General features: G+C 63.4%; 14 protein-coding genes. 12 read left to right on the forward strand and 2 right to left on the reverse strand.

Going from position 1 to position 17,097, the window contains the following annotated elements; all coding sequences use genetic code 11:
• Positions 1 to 2 precede the first annotated feature (2 nt).
• The gene (locus tag JG746_RS16755) at positions 3 to 890 is read right to left on the reverse strand and encodes a LysR family transcriptional regulator (protein WP_202359132.1); all 888 of its coding nucleotides are present in this window, start codon (positions 888 to 890) and stop codon (positions 3 to 5) included.
• A 119-nt stretch (positions 891 to 1,009) separates the two neighbouring features.
• Between JG746_RS16755 and tmpA the strand changes: the two genes are divergently transcribed.
• The 3 genes from tmpA (at position 1,010) to JG746_RS16770 (ending at position 4,596) form a co-directional block, all read left to right on the forward strand.
• Positions 1,010 to 2,161 (forward strand): 2-trimethylaminoethylphosphonate dioxygenase, encoded by a 1,152-nt coding sequence (gene tmpA, locus JG746_RS16760; RefSeq protein WP_202359133.1) that lies wholly within the window; start codon positions 1,010 to 1,012, stop codon positions 2,159 to 2,161.
• Positions 2,158 to 2,742, forward strand: coding sequence for a (R)-1-hydroxy-2-trimethylaminoethylphosphonate oxygenase (gene tmpB / locus JG746_RS16765; protein WP_202359134.1), 585 nt, complete (start codon positions 2,158 to 2,160; stop codon positions 2,740 to 2,742). The genes tmpA and tmpB overlap by 4 nt, the downstream gene beginning before the upstream one ends.
• Positions 2,743 to 3,453: 711 nt before the next feature.
• Complete coding sequence (locus JG746_RS16770; protein WP_202359135.1) at positions 3,454 to 4,596, forward strand: PcfJ domain-containing protein; 1,143 nt, start codon at positions 3,454 to 3,456, stop codon at positions 4,594 to 4,596.
• 88 nt (positions 4,597 to 4,684) lie between these two features.
• On the opposite strand, the gene JG746_RS16775 is transcribed toward JG746_RS16770, so the two are convergent.
• Complete coding sequence (locus JG746_RS16775; protein WP_202359136.1) at positions 4,685 to 6,487, reverse strand: NAD(P)/FAD-dependent oxidoreductase; 1,803 nt, start codon at positions 6,485 to 6,487, stop codon at positions 4,685 to 4,687.
• Between the two features lie 477 nt (positions 6,488 to 6,964).
• Between JG746_RS16775 and JG746_RS16780 the strand changes: the two genes are divergently transcribed.
• The 9 genes from JG746_RS16780 to JG746_RS16820 all read left to right on the forward strand — a co-directional run bounded on the left by JG746_RS16780 (position 6,965) and on the right by JG746_RS16820 (position 17,066).
• Positions 6,965 to 8,746 carry an acetolactate synthase 3 large subunit gene (locus tag JG746_RS16780; RefSeq protein WP_202359137.1) on the forward strand — a complete coding sequence of 594 codons (1,782 nt, stop codon included), beginning with the start codon at positions 6,965 to 6,967 and terminating at the stop codon, positions 8,744 to 8,746.
• Positions 8,747 to 8,824: 78 nt separating this feature from the next.
• The gene (ilvN, locus tag JG746_RS16785) at positions 8,825 to 9,400 is read left to right on the forward strand and encodes an acetolactate synthase small subunit (RefSeq protein WP_096447268.1); all 576 of its coding nucleotides are present in this window, start codon (positions 8,825 to 8,827) and stop codon (positions 9,398 to 9,400) included.
• Between the two features lie 116 nt (positions 9,401 to 9,516).
• Positions 9,517 to 10,113 carry a LysE family translocator gene (locus tag JG746_RS16790; RefSeq protein ID WP_202359138.1) on the forward strand — a complete coding sequence of 199 codons (597 nt, stop codon included), beginning with the start codon at positions 9,517 to 9,519 and terminating at the stop codon, positions 10,111 to 10,113.
• 121 nt (positions 10,114 to 10,234) lie between these two features.
• Positions 10,235 to 10,705: a nucleoside deaminase gene (locus JG746_RS16795; RefSeq protein WP_202359139.1), complete on the forward strand. Its 471-nt coding sequence runs from the start codon at positions 10,235 to 10,237 to the stop codon at positions 10,703 to 10,705.
• A 221-nt stretch (positions 10,706 to 10,926) separates the two neighbouring features.
• Positions 10,927 to 12,204, forward strand: coding sequence for an efflux RND transporter periplasmic adaptor subunit (locus JG746_RS16800; RefSeq protein ID WP_202359140.1), 1,278 nt, complete (start codon positions 10,927 to 10,929; stop codon positions 12,202 to 12,204).
• A complete protein-coding gene (locus JG746_RS16805) occupies positions 12,201 to 15,362 on the forward strand; it encodes an efflux RND transporter permease subunit (protein WP_202359141.1) in 3,162 nt (1,053 codons plus the stop codon). The genes JG746_RS16800 and JG746_RS16805 overlap by 4 nt, the downstream gene beginning before the upstream one ends.
• Before the next feature lie 78 nt (positions 15,363 to 15,440).
• Entirely contained in the window at positions 15,441 to 16,064 is a 624-nt protein-coding gene (gene nthA, locus JG746_RS16810) for a nitrile hydratase subunit alpha (protein ID WP_202359142.1), read from the forward strand.
• Positions 16,061 to 16,720 carry a nitrile hydratase subunit beta gene (nthB, locus tag JG746_RS16815; RefSeq protein ID WP_202359143.1) on the forward strand — a complete coding sequence of 220 codons (660 nt, stop codon included), beginning with the start codon at positions 16,061 to 16,063 and terminating at the stop codon, positions 16,718 to 16,720. Before nthA ends, nthB begins: the two co-directional genes overlap by 4 nt.
• Positions 16,707 to 17,066, forward strand: coding sequence for a nitrile hydratase accessory protein (locus tag JG746_RS16820; protein WP_202359144.1), 360 nt, complete (start codon positions 16,707 to 16,709; stop codon positions 17,064 to 17,066). The genes nthB and JG746_RS16820 overlap by 14 nt, the downstream gene beginning before the upstream one ends.
• Positions 17,067 to 17,097 lie beyond the last annotated feature (31 nt).

Raw genomic sequence — 17,097 nt, forward strand, 5'->3', positions numbered from 1 at the left:
GGTCAGGCCGAGGTGGCACCGGAGAGGTGCCTCAGCAGCCACTTGCGGAAATCCGCTTCGGCGCTGGTCAGCCGCGCGGTCGATGCGCAGGTCAGAAAATGGCCCGAGTTGCTGGAGAGTTCGAAATCGGAAAGCGGCAGCAGGCTCCTGCTCTTGAGCGCCGCGTCGACAAGCGGCCGCGACCCCAGAAGCACGCCGGCGCCGGCGCTCGCCGCTTCCATCGCGGCGACGAAACTGTCGAAGCGGTGCGACCGCTGAGGGTGGCCGGCCAGTCCGGCGGCCGCGAACCATTCCGCCCACATTTCGCGGGCGCCGGCGACCAGAAGCAGCGGCATGGCTGTCCAATCGGCTGCACCGGCGAGGGTCGGACTTGCCACCGGCACGAGCCGCTCGGCGGTCAGCCTGTCAGCCTCGCGTCCGGGAAAGGAGCCGTTGCCGAAACGGATATCGAGCGCGGAGCCCGGCAAATCATAGTCGGTCGGCCGATGGATCGTCACCAGATCGAGCTGGATGCGCGGCAGCGCCTCGGCGAGATCGGTCAGCGCCGGGACCAATATCAGTAAGGCGAAAGAGATCGGCACCCGGATCGACACGGTCTGCACGGCGCGCGGCTCGAACAGTTCCGTGGTGCTGCTGGCGATGGTGGTGAAGGCCGACTGGATGTGCGGCAGGTAGGCGGCACCCTCCGGCGACAGCGCGACGCCGCGCGCCAGCCGCGAGAACAGGCGCGTCTTCAACCGCTCCTCGAGCAGCCGGATATGCTGGCTGACGGCCGCCTGGGTCAGGCCGAGCTCGGCCGCTGCCGCCGTGAAATTCGACAGCCGTGCCGCGGCTTCGAAACTGCGCAGCCAGTCGAGGGGAGGCAGTGCGGGAATGGGTTTTCGATGCATTAGAAATTTGTGGCCTTTGGCCAAAAAATGATAATTTGAGTTATGCCTGTCTTGTGGCCAACATGCAATCGAAACCCTGCGGACCGGGCCGCTGGGCGTAGAGGACAGGATCAGATCTCATGCTCACCCACGCGATGATTGGCGACGAAGGCAGAACGATCGAACTTGGCTGGCAGGGCGGGCGGCGCACCCGCTTTCATGCAATGTGGCTGCGCGACAACGCGCTCGACGACAAGACGCGCAGCGCCGGCAATGGCCAGCGGCTGATCACCATCCTCGACATTCCGGCCGAGACGAGGATCGGCGCGGCTGCGATCAAGGGCGGCGCGCTGGAAGTCAGCTTCGTGCCGGAAGGAAAAACGGTCAGCTTTCCGGCGCAATGGCTGAGCGCCAACGCCTATGATCGCGACGAGCCCCGCGAGCCCGGCTGGACAGGCGATATCATCCAGCGCTGGACCAAGGCGACGATGCAGAATTCGGTGCCGCGCGCCCGATACCCGGCCGCCTCTAACAGCCGCAGCGTCCTGCGCGAATGGCTTTCGGCGGTGCGGACCTACGGCTTTGCGGTGATGGATGGCCTGCCGGCGGAATCCGGGGCACTGTGCAAGGTCTCCGATCTGTTCGGTTATATCAGGGAGACCAATTACGGCCGCTGGTTCGAAGTGCGTGCCGAAGTCAATCCGAACAATCTCGCCTATACCAATCTCGGCCTCCAGGCGCACACCGACAATCCCTATCGCGATCCGGTGCCGACGCTGCAGATCCTGGCCTGTGTCGAGAATACGGTGGAAGGTGGCGAGTCCAGCGTCGTCGACGGCTTTGCCGTCGCGGCCGCGCTGCAGGCCGAAAACCCCGAGGGCTTCCGGTTGCTGAGTTCCTGTCCGGCGCGTTTCGAATATGCCGGCTCGTCCGGCGTGCGGCTGCAGGCGAAGCGCCCGATGATCGAGCTCGGACCGGATGGCGAGCTGATCTGCATCCGCTTCAACAACCGCTCGCTGGCGCCTGTCGTCGATGTGCCGTTCGCCGATATGGACGCCTACTATGCCGCCTATCGCCGGTTCGCCGAGCTGATCGAGGATCCAGCCTTCGAAGTGACGTTCAAGCTTCAGCCTGGCCAGGCCTTCATCGTCGACAACACCCGCGTCATGCATGCGCGCAAGGCGTTCTCCGGCACCGGCAAGCGCTGGCTGCAGGGCTGCTACGCCGACAAGGACGGCCTGCTGTCGACGCTTGCCGCGATCGAGCACAGCTTCAAGGAGGCCGCCGAATGAGCGGTCAGGACCTGAACGCGGACAACATCGTCGAATTCATCGCCGACATTTTCGAACGCCGGGGCGCTGAATCCTATCTCGGCGAGCCGGTGACGATGTCCGAGCACATGCTGCAGGGCGCCTGGCTGGCGGAACAGGACGGTGCGCCCGAAGTTCTGGTGGCGGCGGCACTGCTGCACGACATCGGCCACTACACCAGCGAGTTCGGCACCTATTCGCCCGACGATGTCGAGGACAAGCACCATGACGAGGCCGGCGGCGAGGTGCTTGCGCCGTTCTTCCCTCCGGTCATCGTCGAATGCGTCCGCCTGCATGTCGCGGCCAAGCGCTATCTCTGCGCCGTCGACCCGACCTATTTCTCCAGGCTGTCGCCGGCTTCGGTGCATACGCTGTCGCTGCAGGGCGGACCGATGAGCGCCGACGAGGTGGCCGATTTTCGCAAGAACCCGTTCCACGAGGAAGCGGTGCGGGTGCGCATCTGGGACGAGGGTGGCAAGGTCGCCAACATGAAGACGCGGGCGTTTCGCGATTACGTGCCGCTGCTGCAGCGCGTGGTGCACGATTTCGCCAACCGCGCCTGACGGCGGTTCATTCCGGGAGGGGCAGCCTATGTGTTTTTGCTTCGAAGGTGAAAACGCGGTGGCTGCATTCCGACCGGAAAGCTGCCGCGAGCGTTTGCCTGGCGCTGGCGTCGACCAACCGGTCCATTCCCAAGTTGAGCCAAGGCAGTTCGGCGCGGTCGGTTCGTTCGAGCCTGCCGATGCTGGCCCCATTCGTCATATTGCTGTCGGGATGGTTCAGGAGTATTAGCCACGCCCGACATGCGGCCCTCTTTGATCCACCGCATCGACCACTCTTGAAGGAGGCATGATGAGAATTTGTTCACGCATTTCGCGCCTCCACGGTAGTCGGACGGGCTGACCCGCGCCATAGCGGATTCCGATTTCCTGACGATCTGACGACCGCAATGCTGTCATGCGTCGCGGGCGTTGTCCGTGGCTGCTTCTATGCCGCTGATATCAACGAGACGGTGGGAGCCGAGAAGCTCCCGGCCGACGATCACCGCTGCCTGAAGGCCTGGGGTGCGCCTTTGCAACACTCCCTCAGGCCATTGTAAATGTTGAAAGAATAGCTCTTGCTCGAAAGTCTCTGTGAGCCTAGAGAGCCCGCCCATTCCAACCCGTCATCCCAAGAGGAGACCTGTCAGATGTCACGCCAACCCAGATCGACACATTCCGTGCCGGCGCTGGACTTGCGTGCGGCTGACAGGGTTCCAATCGGGAAGAACGGCCATGGCCAGGTCCATGATCCAGCGCAGGCAGCAGGCCGAGCGCGAACGCATTGAAGCATATCAAGCAACGCTGCGGCGGGTTTCCGCCATGCCGCGTCCGGCTCCGGATTTCGAGCGGGCGCTCGACGAGGTGCGCCGAGGCTTTGCCGGCATAGCGATCCGCGACGGCGGGCTGTGGCGTCCGAAGCTGAAGACGCGCGACCCCGCGCGGCTGCGGCTGGCCGCTGCCCGCCATCTCTATGCGCGCTATCCAGTCTCGGCCGCGCTCGAGGCCATCTGGCGCGACGGTGCGGGGTTGCAGGCCGACGAGATTGCGCTGCGCAAGTGGTGGTACGTCGCGGTTGCGCGTGGTGACTCGCTCTACAAGGCCGGCGCCAATGCGTGGCTGTCGCGCAAGGAGGTGCATTGCTTCCTGAACCTGTCGGGCGACCTGACCTTCGACGAGGCGTTCTGGCTGGCGATCATTCGATCCTATACGGACGATTTCGGGCTGGCCGCTCGCCTTGTACGCACCAAGATCGCACGCACGCCGCGCGCTGATCTGGCCTTCTGGCGCGAGGTGGCTCGCTTCTTCTGCGGGCAACCGACGTCGAAGGAGGAGATCGACGATCTCTGCGACTATGTCGGCGCGATGTATCGGCACGATCGAGCCTACAGCCTGAAGGGACGCACGCTCGCCTCGCTGCGCAAGCAGATGTCCGAGTGGCACCGTGACATTGCCGCCATCGAGCGCATCGAGGCCATGCGCCGCCGCGCCGGCGGCCGGGCTGCGCCGGTCAAGGGCGCCTGGGAGGGCTCGCAGCTCGAAGACTGGGAGTGGCAACCGTCGGTCAAGGAGGCGAAGGCGCATGGCGAGCGCTTCTTCGTGCGCCAACTGAAGACCGCCGAGGATCTGGTCGCCGAAAGCCGAGCGATGCATCACTGCGTCTCGACGTATGCGGCCAAATGCATCGCCGGCTACGCCTCGATCTGGGTGCTGCGGCGCACGGCCCTCGGCAAGATCGAGCGGCTGCTGACGATCGAGGTCAACCCGCAGCACCGGGCGGTGCAGGTGCGGGGTTTCAGCAATCGGCTGGCCACGCCCGACGAGCGCAAGATCCTCGAGCGCTGGACCAAGGCGAGGGGCGTGATGTTGCGTGACTGAAACGAAACCCCGCGCGGCGGAGATGCCGCGCGGGGTTATGCTTTTCGATTGCCTATGCGGGATGGCAGAAGACCTCCCGAGCTGCCGGCTATCCCTTGTGGTGCACCGTCTGCAGCCCGTAGACCGGCGTCGGCAGTCCGGCGTGTCTGGCCTTCAACTGCAGCGACAGGAACTGCGAATAGTGGCGTGACTGGTGCAGATTGCCGCCGTGGAACCACAGCGCTTCCTGCTGCGTCGGCTTCCACATGTTGCGCAACTCGCCTTCCCAGGGGCCGGGATCCTTGGTGGTGTTCGAGCCGAGGCCCCAGCATTTGCCGACCTTGTCGGCGGTTTCGCGCGATATCAGATCGGCGGCCCAGCCGTTCATCGAGCCGTAGCCGGTGGCGTAGACGATGAGATCCGCGGGCAATTCGGATCCGTCGCTGAGCACAACCGAATGCTGCTTGATCTCTTCGACGTCGACGCCGCTCTTCAGCTTGATCGAGCCATCGATGATGAGCTGGGAGGCGCCGACGTCGATATAATAACCGGAGCCGCGCCTGAGATACTTCATGAACAGGCCGGACTCGTCGTCGCCCCAGTCAAGCATGAAACCGGCTTTCTCCAACCCCTTGTAGAACGCCGCGTCGCGCTTCTTCATCTCGGCATAGGCCGGGATCTGGAATTCGTGCAGGATCTTGTAGGGCAGCGAAGCAAAAATCAGATCGGCCTTGGCCGTGGTGATGCCGTTCTGCAGTGCCTGCTCCGAATAGAGCGAACCCAGTCCGATCTCCATCAGCGTGTCGGATCTGGAAATATGGGTGCTCGAGCGCTGCACCATGGTGACGTCGGCGCCGGCCTCCCATAGGGCCGCGGCGATATCATGGGCGGAATTGTTGGAGCCGATGACAACGGCTCTTTTGCCGGCATAGGCATCGGGGCCGGGGTGCTTCGAGGAGTGATGCTGGTCGCCCTTGAAAGTCTCCATGCCCTTGAATTTCGGCAGATTGGCCTTGCCGGACTGTCCGGTCGCCAGCACCAATTGCTTTGGCTTCAGGGTGATATCCCTGCCGTCGCGGTGGACGACCACGGTCCATTCCTTCTTCTTGTCGTCATAGGAGGCGCTCTTGGCCTCCGTCGAGGACCAGTAATTCAGCTCCATCACCTTGGTATACATTTCCAGCCAATCGCCAATCTTGTCCTTCGGCGAGAAGACCGGCCAGTTCTTCGGGAAATCGATATAGGGCAGATGGTCGTACCAGACCGGATCGTGCAGGCAGAGCGACTTGTAGCGCTTGCGCCAGCTGTCGCCGGCCCGCTCGTTCTTCTCGACGATGATGGTCGGCACGCCGAGCTGGCGCAGTCTTGCGCCGAGCGCAATGCCGCCCTGGCCGCCGCCGATGATGAGCGTGTAGGGCTGCGTCTTGAAGCCGAGCTCGGCGGCTTCCTTCTCACGCTCTTCCTTCCACGTCGGACGGTTCTTGCCCGAGCCATGCTTGGCGCCCATCGGCCGTGCGAAGCCGGCCGGTTCCTCATGGCCCTTCAATTCGACCATGGTGGTCAGCAGCGTCCAGATCTTGCCGTCCTTCAACCTGATATGGCCAAAGCCGCGCGCCAGTTCGGTCTCGAAGCTGATCCAGCCCTCGATCAGCCCGCCGCTTTCGGTCGCGTCCTCGCCCTTGGCGAGTGCCCAATGCGACGGCTTTGTCTTCGACAACTGGCTTTCCAGCATGTCGCGGACCTGGTCCTTGCCTTCCATGGTCTTGATGTTCCAGGTGAAGGTGACGAGGTCGCGCCAGTAGCAATCCTCCTGGAAGCAGCCGACGGCCGTGTCGATGTCATTGGCGGCCAGCGCAGCGCCGAATTGGTCGAGCAGGTCGGACAGTTTCTTGTTTGGGGCCTTGTCGAGCATAAGTCTTCCTCCGTGAAATCCGGGTCGTCATGGTGGCTCCTCCCGAGCCGGACGATCAAGTATCGGCAGAGAGGACGCCCTTCGTCACGCCCCACCATAGTTTTGCGTGGCTTCAAGGACTTATCGGGAGAACGCCGCTCCCGGGCCGGTTTGGGTTTGGCGCGAATGTCGGCATGATGCGGTGTCCATCGCGAAATCGTGACGGGCCATTTGCCGAATTGGGAGGCGCCTTCATCGCCGGCGCGATTTTTGCCGTTGACAGGGCGCCTTGCCCGCCCGTAGTGTCCGCGACCATGAAAAAGGCACTCATTCTCGTAGGAAGGCGCGTGGGCAAGGCGGTGTAACCGCCGGGCGAAAACCTCCCATGCGCAACACACAGGCTCCCTCGGGGGCCTTTTTTATTGCCCGAAACACGACTAAACGACCAACAACGCCCAAGTGGCAACGCCCAGGTGGCGACAGTACGGGACCAGACCGATGAGCAACGGACAGAGTGAGCGGCGCGAGATGACGGGCGCCGAAATGGTGGTGCAGGCGCTGAAGGACAATGGCGTCAAGCATGTCTTCGGCTATCCGGGCGGCGCGGTTCTCCCGATCTATGACGAGATCTTCCAGCAGGACGATGTCGAGCACATTCTGGTGCGGCATGAGCAGGGTGCCGGCCACGCGGCGGAGGGCTATGCGCGCTCGACCGGCAAGGCCGGCGTCATGCTGGTGACATCGGGACCCGGCGCGACCAATGCGGTGACGCCGCTGCAGGACGCGCTGATGGATTCGATTCCGCTGGTCTGCCTGACGGGCCAGGTGCCGACCTCTCTCATTGGCTCCGATGCCTTCCAGGAATGCGACACGGTCGGCATTACGCGGCCCTGCACCAAGCACAACTGGCTGGTGAAGGACGTCAACGAGCTCGCAGCGACCATCCACGAAGCCTTCCATGTCGCCACGACCGGCCGTCCGGGTCCCGTGGTGGTCGACATTCCGAAGGACGTGCAGTTCGCCAAGGGGTTTTATGTCCCGCCGCAGATCGCACCGCGCACCAGCTATCAGCCGAAGGTCCAGGGCGATCTGGAAAAGATCAAGGCCGCGGTCGAACTGATGGCCAAGGCCAAGAAGCCGATCATCTATTCGGGCGGCGGTGTCATCAATTCCGGTCCGGAAGCGAGCCATCTGCTGCGCGAACTGGTCGACCTCACCGGTTTCCCGATCACCTCGACGCTGATGGGGCTGGGCGCCTATCCGGCATCGGGCAAGAACTGGGTCGGCATGCTCGGCATGCACGGCACCTACGAGGCCAACATGGCCATGCATGATTGCGATGTGATGATCTGCATCGGCGCGCGCTTCGACGACCGTATCACCGGACGGCTCAGCGCGTTTTCGCCGCACTCGAAGAAGATCCACATCGACATCGATCCGTCGTCGATCAACAAGAACGTGCACACCGAAGTGCCGATCATCGGCGATGTCGGCCGCGTGCTGGAGGATATGGTGCGGCTGTGGCGGGCCACCGCCAAGGCCGACAAGAAGGCGCTCTACCCCTGGTGGGAGCAGATCGCCAAATGGCGCGGCCGCGATTCACTTGCCTACAAGATGAACCACGACGTGATCATGCCGCAATACGCCATCCAGCGGCTCTACGAACTGACCAAGGACAAGGACACCTACATCACCACCGAGGTCGGCCAGCACCAGATGTGGGCCGCGCAGCATTATCATTTCGAAAAGCCGAACCGCTGGATGACATCGGGCGGGCTGGGCACGATGGGTTACGGCCTGCCGGCTGCGCTCGGCGTGCAGATCGCGCATCCCGATGCGCTGGTCATCGACATCGCCGGCGATGCCTCGGTGCAGATGACGATGCAGGAGATGAGTGCTGCGGTGCAGTACAAGGCGCCGATCAAGATCTTCATCCTCAACAACCAGTATATGGGTATGGTGCGCCAGTGGCAGCAGCTCTTGCACGGCAACCGGCTGTCGCATTCCTACACCGAGGCGATGCCGGACTTCGTCAAGCTGGCGGAGGCCTATGGCGGCCACGGTATACGCTGCGAGAAGCCGGACGAGCTCGACGACGCCATCAAGGAGATGATCTCGGTCAAGAAACCCGTGCTGTTCGATTGCCGCGTGGCGAACCTCGCCAACTGCTTCCCGATGATCCCGTCTGGCAAGGCGCATAACGAGATGCTGTTGCCCGACGAGGCCACCGACGAGGCCGTGGCGAACGCCATCGACGCCAAGGGCAGGGAACTGGTGTAATCGACGGGCCAAGGCAGGGCTTGTCGAAAGAAGCCGTGCGCAAACAAAGAATTAGATCAAGAATTTGAGATCCATGTCATGAACGCACAGCACCTTCAACCAACCGGCTCCGCCTACTTCATCGCCAAGGAGACGGAGCGGCCGGAGATCCACACGCTTTCCGTGCTGGTCGACAACGAGCCCGGGGTACTCGCCCGGGTCATCGGCCTGTTTTCCGGGCGCGGCTACAACATTGAGAGCCTGACCGTTTCCGAGACGGAGCATGAGAAGCACCTGTCGCGCATCACCATCGTGACGCGCGGCACGCCGCATGTGATGGAGCAGATCAAGAACCAGCTCGAGCGCATCGTGCCGGTCCATCGCGTGGTCGATCTGACTGTCCGCTCGCACGAGCTTGGCCAGGAGCGGCCGCTGGAGCGGGAACTGGCGCTGGTCAAGGTTGCCGGCACCGGCGACGCCCGCGTCGAGGCGCTGCGGCTGGCCGACGCCTTCCGCGCCTCGGTCATCGATGCCAACACCGAGCATTTCATCTTCGAGATCACTGGCAAGGGCTCCAAGCTCGACCAGTTCATCGCCATCATGAAGCCGCTCGGCCTGGTGGAGATCTGCCGCACCGGCGTGGCGGCGATGAACCGCGGCCCGCAAGGGATGTAGAACCCGCTACCGCGCAAAGAGATCCGCTCAACGCCTGGCTCGATCAATGGCCGGGCGCTGGGCTTTGCGCAGTCGGCGGAAAGCGACAATGATGCTGACGTATCTGGGAGGATAACATGTCTCTCGACGCATTCCTCGCACTGCTCGTCTACGCCTTCGTGACCTCGATCACGCCGGGGCCGAACAACCTCATGCTGCTGGCCTCCGGCGTCAATTTCGGCATCGCCAGAACCGTCCCGCACATGCTTGGCATCAGCATGGGCTTCCTGGTGCTGTTGCTTGCCGTGGGCCTTGGCCTTGGCGCTGTGTTGACGGCGTTTCCGGCGCTGCATACCGGCTTGAAGATCGCCGGCGGCGCCTATCTGCTCTATCTCGCCTGGAAGATCGCCATGTCGCGCTCGTTGAACGGCAAGGGCGCGACGGACGCGCGGCCGATGCGCTTCATCGATGCCGCAGCATTCCAGTGGGTCAATCCCAAGGCGTGGGTGATGGCGATCACCGCCATGGCCGTCTATGCCAATGCCGAGCACCCGTTCCTGTCGGTGGCGCTGATCTCGATCGCCTTCACGGTCGTCAATCTGCCGAGCGTTTCGATATGGGCTGGGTTCGGCACGGCGCTGCGGGGGTTCCTGTCGGATCCGGTGCGGCTGAAATGGTTCAACATCGCCATGGGCGTGCTTCTGGCGGCGACACTGTGGCCGATGCTGAAATAGGCTCAGGACTCATGGATTCGAGCCAGATGCAGATCGCCGACTTGAATCTGATTTGCAGCCCCTTGGAAATTCCTACGCTTGAAGACAAGATCATTCAGCTTGGCCTCTTTGGGGGAGTGTGATGGAAAGCCATGAGCCGTTTCTACGCGAGGCGATTGCGCTCTCGAAATCCGCAATGGACCATGGCAACGAACCGTTTGGCTCGGTGCTGGTGAAGGACGGCGAAGTAATCCTGCGCGCCGAAAACAGTGTCTTCACGGGCCGCGATATGACGAACCATGCCGAGATGAACCTGGTTAAATTGGCGGCACAACACTACGACACGGCTTTTCTCGCTGACTGCACGCTCTACACCAGCACTGAGCCGTGCGCGATGTGCTCCGGCGCGATATACTGGTCGGGCATCGGGCGTATGGTGTTTGCGTGCTCCGAAGCGCGGCTTGGCGAGATCGCTGGGATCGGGTTGAACGTGCCGAGCCGGGCCGTGCTGCAAACCGGCGCGCGCATAGTCACGGTGGTTGGGCCGAACCTCGAAGACGAAGCCGCCGAAGTACATCAGGAATTCTGGCCGAAGCATCTGGGTAAGGCTTAGAGCCGGGCTTTTGAGGCCTGTGACGGGCTTCGGCCCGCGACGATAGCCGGCTGCCTATCCATTGTGCAGTGCACATTAAATCTTCGTAATGCCGTGTTTTGGCCCTTTTCCGACAAACGTGTGTCCTATCTATTCGGCGAAATCGCGGCAATGAGCCGTGAGTTGCGCTAGAATACGACCACCACCTGGCTATGGCGTGTCGGACGGAGAGGCCTTTGTCGATGCGTGGAAAAGTCATTCTTTCATTGCTTGTCGTCGCCTGCGCGGGCGCGGCCTGGCTCTATCTGTCTCCGGACGCGCTGAGCAGGGTTCAGCAGCTCATCGGCGCAAAGCAGGTTGCGGCGTCGGACAAGGCGGCAACCGATAAGCAGGCAGCAGGGGGGCAGGCAGCGGGAGGCAAGCAGGGCGGCAGCGGCGCGCGTTCGGCCTCGATCGTTTCGGCGACGGCAACCACGGCCGACTTCCCGATCCGGCGCTACGCCATCGGCTTCGTCTCCTCACCCGCCGTGGTCAGCATCAATGCGCGGGTCTCCAGCCAGATCGTGTCGATCGACGTCAAGGACGGGCAGATGGTGAAGGCGGGCGATACCCTGTTCTCGCTCGACGACCGGGCGCTCAAGGCGCAACTCGCCAAGGACCAGGCCACGCTCGCCAAGGACCAGGCGCTGCTTGCCAGTTCGAATTCCGATCTTCAGCGCGCCAAGGACCTTGTCGCCAAGCAGGCCGGCACGCAGCAAACCTATGACCAGGCCGTGGCCGCGCAGAAGGCGGCGGCCGCGACCGTCGATGCCGACAAGGCGACGATCGACGCGGACAATGTCCAGCTTGGCTTTGCCACCATCACGGCGCCGATCGCGGGCAGGCTGGGCGCGGTCAATGTCGCCGTCGGCGATCTGGTGACCACCAGCAATGGCAACAGCAGCACCTCGACGCCGCTGGTCACCATCACCCAGATGGACCCGTTGCAGGTCAACTTCAATCTGCCCGAAAGCAATCTGGCGCTGCTGCACAAGGCGCTAGCCAATCCGCAGCAAGGGGCGGTGACCTTGACCAAGGACGGCGACCCGACGCCGATCGGCAAGGGCACGCTCGATTTCGTCGATTCCAGCGTCGATACCGCCTCGGGGACGATCGCGACACGGGCGAGCATCCCCAATGCCGATCTTTCACTGTGGCCCGGCCAGTATGTGAATGTCGTCCTCGATGCCGGCATCATGCCGCAGATGACCTCCGTTCCGACGGTCGCGGTCCAGCCCAGCCAGAAGGGGCCGTTCGTCTATGTCGTCAAGCCCGACAGCACGGTCGAGATGCGGCCGGTTCAGGTGGCGCTGACCGAAGGCGAAAACAGCGCCATCAGCCAGGGGCTGAAGAGCGGTGAGAAGGTGGTCACCGAAGGCCAGACAAGGCTGAAGGACGGCGCAGCCGTGCATGAAGGCAAGGTTGGGGCTGCCGCACCCAAGGTGGCCCAGGCGAGCAACGCCGGCGAGGCGGCCCAATGATCTCCGAATTTTGCATTCGCAGGCCCGTCGCCACCCTTCTAATGTCGTTCGCCCTCGTGCTGGGGGGATTGTTCGCCTACAAATTCCTGCCAGTTGCGGCACTTCCGAGCGCCGAATTCCCCGTCGTCAACGTCTCGGCCTCGCTGCCGGGCGCCTCGCCGGAAACCATGGCGACATCGGTGGCGACGCCGCTGATCAAGCAGTTCGCCACCATTGCCGGCATCGATTCCATTTCGACCACCAACTCGCTCGGCCAGACCTCGATTGCCATCCAGTTCGTGCTCAACCGCGACATTGACGCGGCGGCCGCGGACGTACAGGCCGCGATCGCGCGCACGCAGAAATCGCTGCCGCCGCAGATGACGTCGCCGCCGAGCTATCGCAAGGTCAATCCGGCCGATGCGCCGATCCTCCTGATGTCGCTGGTCAGCGACACGGTTCCGCTGACCGACCTCGATGCGTTCGCCGAAAACGTCATATCGCCGTCGCTGTCGACCATCGACGGCGTGGCGCAGGTCTCGATCTTCGGCCAGCAGAAATATGCCGTGCGCATCCAGATCGATCCGACGGCACTTGCCGCGCGCGGCATCTCGATCGACCAGTTGCAGGCGGCGGTCTCATCGGCCAACAGCAATACGCCCCTCGGTGTGCTGCAAAACAACAAGCAGCAGCTGACCATCACAGCCAACACCCAGCTGACCGACGCCGCCGGCTTCTCCAACCTGATCATCGCCACCAAGAATGGCCACCCGGTGCGGCTGGGCGAGGTGACGCGCGTCGTCGATTCGGTGCAGACGACCACGACCGCAAGTTGGTACGACGGCACCCGCGCCATCATCATGGCCGTGCAGCGTCAGCCCGACGCCAACACGGTCGACGTCGTCGACAAGGTCAAGGCGATGCTGCCGTCCTTCCAGGACCAGATGCCGGCCGCCGCCCAGATCAAGCTGCTCAACGACCGTTCGACCTCCATCCGTCAGGCCGTCAACGATGTGCAGTTTACGCTGCTGCTGACCATCGCGCTGGTGGTGATGGTCATCTTCGTGTTCCTGCGCCGGGTGACGGCGACCATCATCCCGGCCGTGGCGGTGCCGATCTCGCTGATCGCCACGCTCGGCGCGATGTTCCTCTTCGGCTTTTCCATCGACAACATATCGCTGATGGGCCTGACGCTTGCGGTCGGCCTCGTCGTCGACGACGCCATCGTCATGCTGGAAAACATCTTCCGGCACATGGAGGAGGACGGGCTTTCCGCATTCGATGCCTCGCTCAAGGGCGCGCGCGAAATCGGCTTCACCATCATCTCTATCTCGATCTCGCTGGTGGCGGTGTTCATCCCCGTGCTTCTGATGGGCGGTGTCATCGGGCGCATCTTCAACGAGTTCGCCGTCGTGGTGACGGTCGCCATCCTGGCATCGATGTTCGTATCGCTGACGCTGACGCCGATGCTGTGCTCGCGGCTCTTGTCGGTGACCAAGGCCGATCGCGAAGCGCACGCCCCGGGACACAAGCACGACCTTGTCACGCGCGGCTACGATCGGGTTCTGAGCTTCTGCCTGCGACACACGTTCCTGGTGTTCCTGGTCTTCATCGGCACCGCGGCAGCGTCGGTATGGCTGATCGAGGTCTCGCCGAAGGGCTTCTTCCCGCAGGAGGATATCAGCCAGATCTCGGTGACGACCATTGCGCGCCAGGACATTTCTTTTGACGCCATGGTGAAGCTGCAGGGGCAGGTGGCAAGCGTCTTTTCCCATTCGCCCTATGTTTCGCATGTGGCATGGTCAGCAGGCAGCGGCAACAATGCGCTGAACCAGGGCCAGCTCTATGTGCAGTTGAAGGACAAGAGCCAGCGACCCGACATCGAGAAGGTGCAGGCTGATCTGCGCAAGCAACTGGCTGGCGTGGCCGGCATCGAGACCTACATGCAGCCGGTGCAGAATCTGCGGCTTGGTTCGCGCTCGTCGGCCAGCGCCTACCAGCTCGTCGTGCAGGGGCTCGATACCGGCCAGACCGATATCTGGGCGCAGAAACTGAATGACGCGATGGCGGCCGACCATACGACCTTCACCGACGTCACCAGCGACCTGCAGAACAATGCCCTGCAGGCATCGCTGGTCATCGATCGCGACAAGGCCGCCCAGCTCGGCATCGATACCGACACGCTGCGCTCGGCGCTTTATGGCGGCTTCGGCACCGACCAGGTCTCGACGATCTTCGGTTCGGCCGACAGCTACGAAGTCATCACCGAACTCGACCCCAAGATCGAATGGTCGCCCGAGCGGATGCTGGCCATCCAGATGCGGACGGCGAGCGGCTCGCTGGTTCCGCTTGGCGCCTTCGCCCGGGTCGATCGTACGGCAGGCGCCCTGACGGTCAACCAGCTCGGTCAGCTGCCGGCCGTGACCATCTCCTACAACCTCCCGCAAGGCGTGGCGCTGGGCGACAGCGTGAAGCGCATCGATGCGCTCAAGGAGCAGATCGGCATGCCGACGGCGATCTCGACCAGCTTTGCCGGCACGGCCAAGACCTTCCAGGATTCGCTGGCCAACCAGGGCCTGCTGGTCGGCGGCGCGATCCTGACGATCTATATCGTGCTCGGCATCCTGTACGAGAGCTTCATCCACCCGCTCACCATCCTCACCGGCCTGCCGTCGGCGGTGCTGGGCGCGGTGGTCGCCTTGCGCTTCGCCGGCATGGATCTGTCTGTTATCGCGGTGATCGGCATTCTGATGCTGATCGGCATCGTCAAGAAGAACGGCATCATGATGGTCGACGTCGCGCTCGAATTGCGACGAGAGGGTATGTCGGCCAAGGACTCCATCCACAAGGCCTGCCTGATGCGTTTCAGGCCGATCATGATGACGACGCTGGCCGCGCTGATGGGCACGTTCCCGATCGCGCTCGGCACCGGCGCCAGCGCCGAACTGCGCCAGCCGCTGGGCGTTGCCGTCGTCGGCGGCCTGCTGGCCTCGCAGGCGCTGACCCTGTTCGTGACCCCGGTGATCTACGTCTATATGGAGAATTTCTCGGGCTGGCTGGGCGGGCTCTTGCCGAAGCGCAAGCCCGACCTGCCCGCGGTGGCCGATGCCGAACAGCCCTCGCTCTTCGGCATCAACGACGATATTCCGGCCGAACCGCAGAAGACGGCCGCCGAATAGCCGGCCAGCGGGCACCGATTTCCGCTGGCCCAAGCCGTCATGCTTGCAGCCGGCGGGGCGGAACCGTAATTTGTGCCCATGTCCCATGATCATGACCACGACAACGAGCTCGATCCGTTTGCCGCCCGCGTGCGGGCGCTGGAGACCATCCTGACCCGCAAGGGCCTGATCGATCCGGCGGCGATCGACGTCATCGTCGATACCTACGAGACCAAGATCGGCCCGCGCAACGGCGCCAGGGTGGTGGCCAAGGCCTGGAGCGATCCTGCCTATGCGGACTGGCTCAAGCGCGATGCGACGGCGGCGATCGAATCGCTGAGCTATACCGGCCGGCAAGGCGAGCACATGCAGGCGGTGTTCAACACCGGGGATACGCACAACCTCGTCGTCTGCACGTTGTGCTCCTGCTATCCATGGTCGGTGCTCGGCCTGCCGCCGGTCTGGTACAAGGCGCCGCCCTATCGCTCGCGCGCGGTGATCGATCCGCGTGGCGTGCTTGAGGAATTCGGGCTGACGCTGCCGGCGACCACCAGGATACGCGTCTGGGATTCGACGGCGGAACTGCGCTATCTCGTCGTGCCGATGCGCCCGGCCAGCACTGAAGGCTGGAGCGAGCAGCAACTGGCCGACCTGGTGAGCCGCGATGCGATGATCGGTACGGCGCTCGCCCAGGAACCGCAACAAACGAGGCAGCCGGCATGAACGGGCCGCACGATCTCGGCGGGCAGATGGGCTTCGGCCCGGTCGCGCCCGAACAGGACGAGCCCTATTTCCACGCTGCCTGGGAGAGGCGCGCACTCGGCGTGACGCTTTGCGCCGGCGCCATGGGTGCCTGGACCATCGACGAGAGCCGGCATGCGCGGGAATCGCTGCATCCGGCCGATTATTATGCCTCCAGCTACTACCAGATCTGGATCAAGGCGCTGGAAAAGTTGCTCAAGCGCCACGGTTTCGTCAGCGAGCGCGATCTCGAGGCAGGCGAGGCGATCGATAGAGCGGCGACCCCGAAACGGGTGCTGAAAGCCGAAAACGTGCCTGCCGTGCTGGCCAAGGGCGGTCCTTGCGATCGGCCGGTCGAAACAGCGCCACGCTTCAAGGCCGGCGATGCCGTGCGGACGAAGAACTTCAACCCGACCGGCCATACAAGGCTGCCGCGCTATGCACGCGGCAAGCGGGGTACAATCGAGGCGGTGCGCGACGGTTTTGTCTTTCCCGACAGCAACGCGCATGGCCAGGGCGAAAACCCGCAATGGGTCTACACGGTGGTTTTCGACGGTCCGGAAATCTGGGGCGAGGGGGCCGACCCGACGCTTGTCGTTTCGATCGACGCCTGGGAGAGTTATCTTGAGCCGGCCTGACGGGATCGCCGCAGATTTGCCCGCCAGCCTCGATGCGGCGGTCTTCGCCGAGCCATGGCAGGCCGAGGCGTTCGCCATGACGGTGGCGCTGCATGACAAGGGCCTGTTCTCGTGGAGCGAGTGGGCGGATGCGCTGTCGGCAGAAGTGAAGAAGCCGGGTGCCGCAGCCGATGGCCATGACTATTACGAGCATTGGCTGGCGGCGCTGGAGGGGCTGCTGGCCTCAAAGGGGCTGGCCGCCAAATCCGATGTCGATGCGATGGCGCAGGCCTGGGAACGCGCGGCGCACGCCACCCCGCACGGCAAGCCGATCTTGCTGGAGAACGATCCGCATGCCGTGAGGTGATCACGGGCGGAGCGATGTTTGTTCTCTTTAC

Origin of the sequence: Mesorhizobium sp. 113-3-3 (genome assembly GCF_016756495.1) — a bacterium.
Taxonomy (GTDB): domain Bacteria; phylum Pseudomonadota; class Alphaproteobacteria; order Rhizobiales; family Rhizobiaceae; genus Mesorhizobium.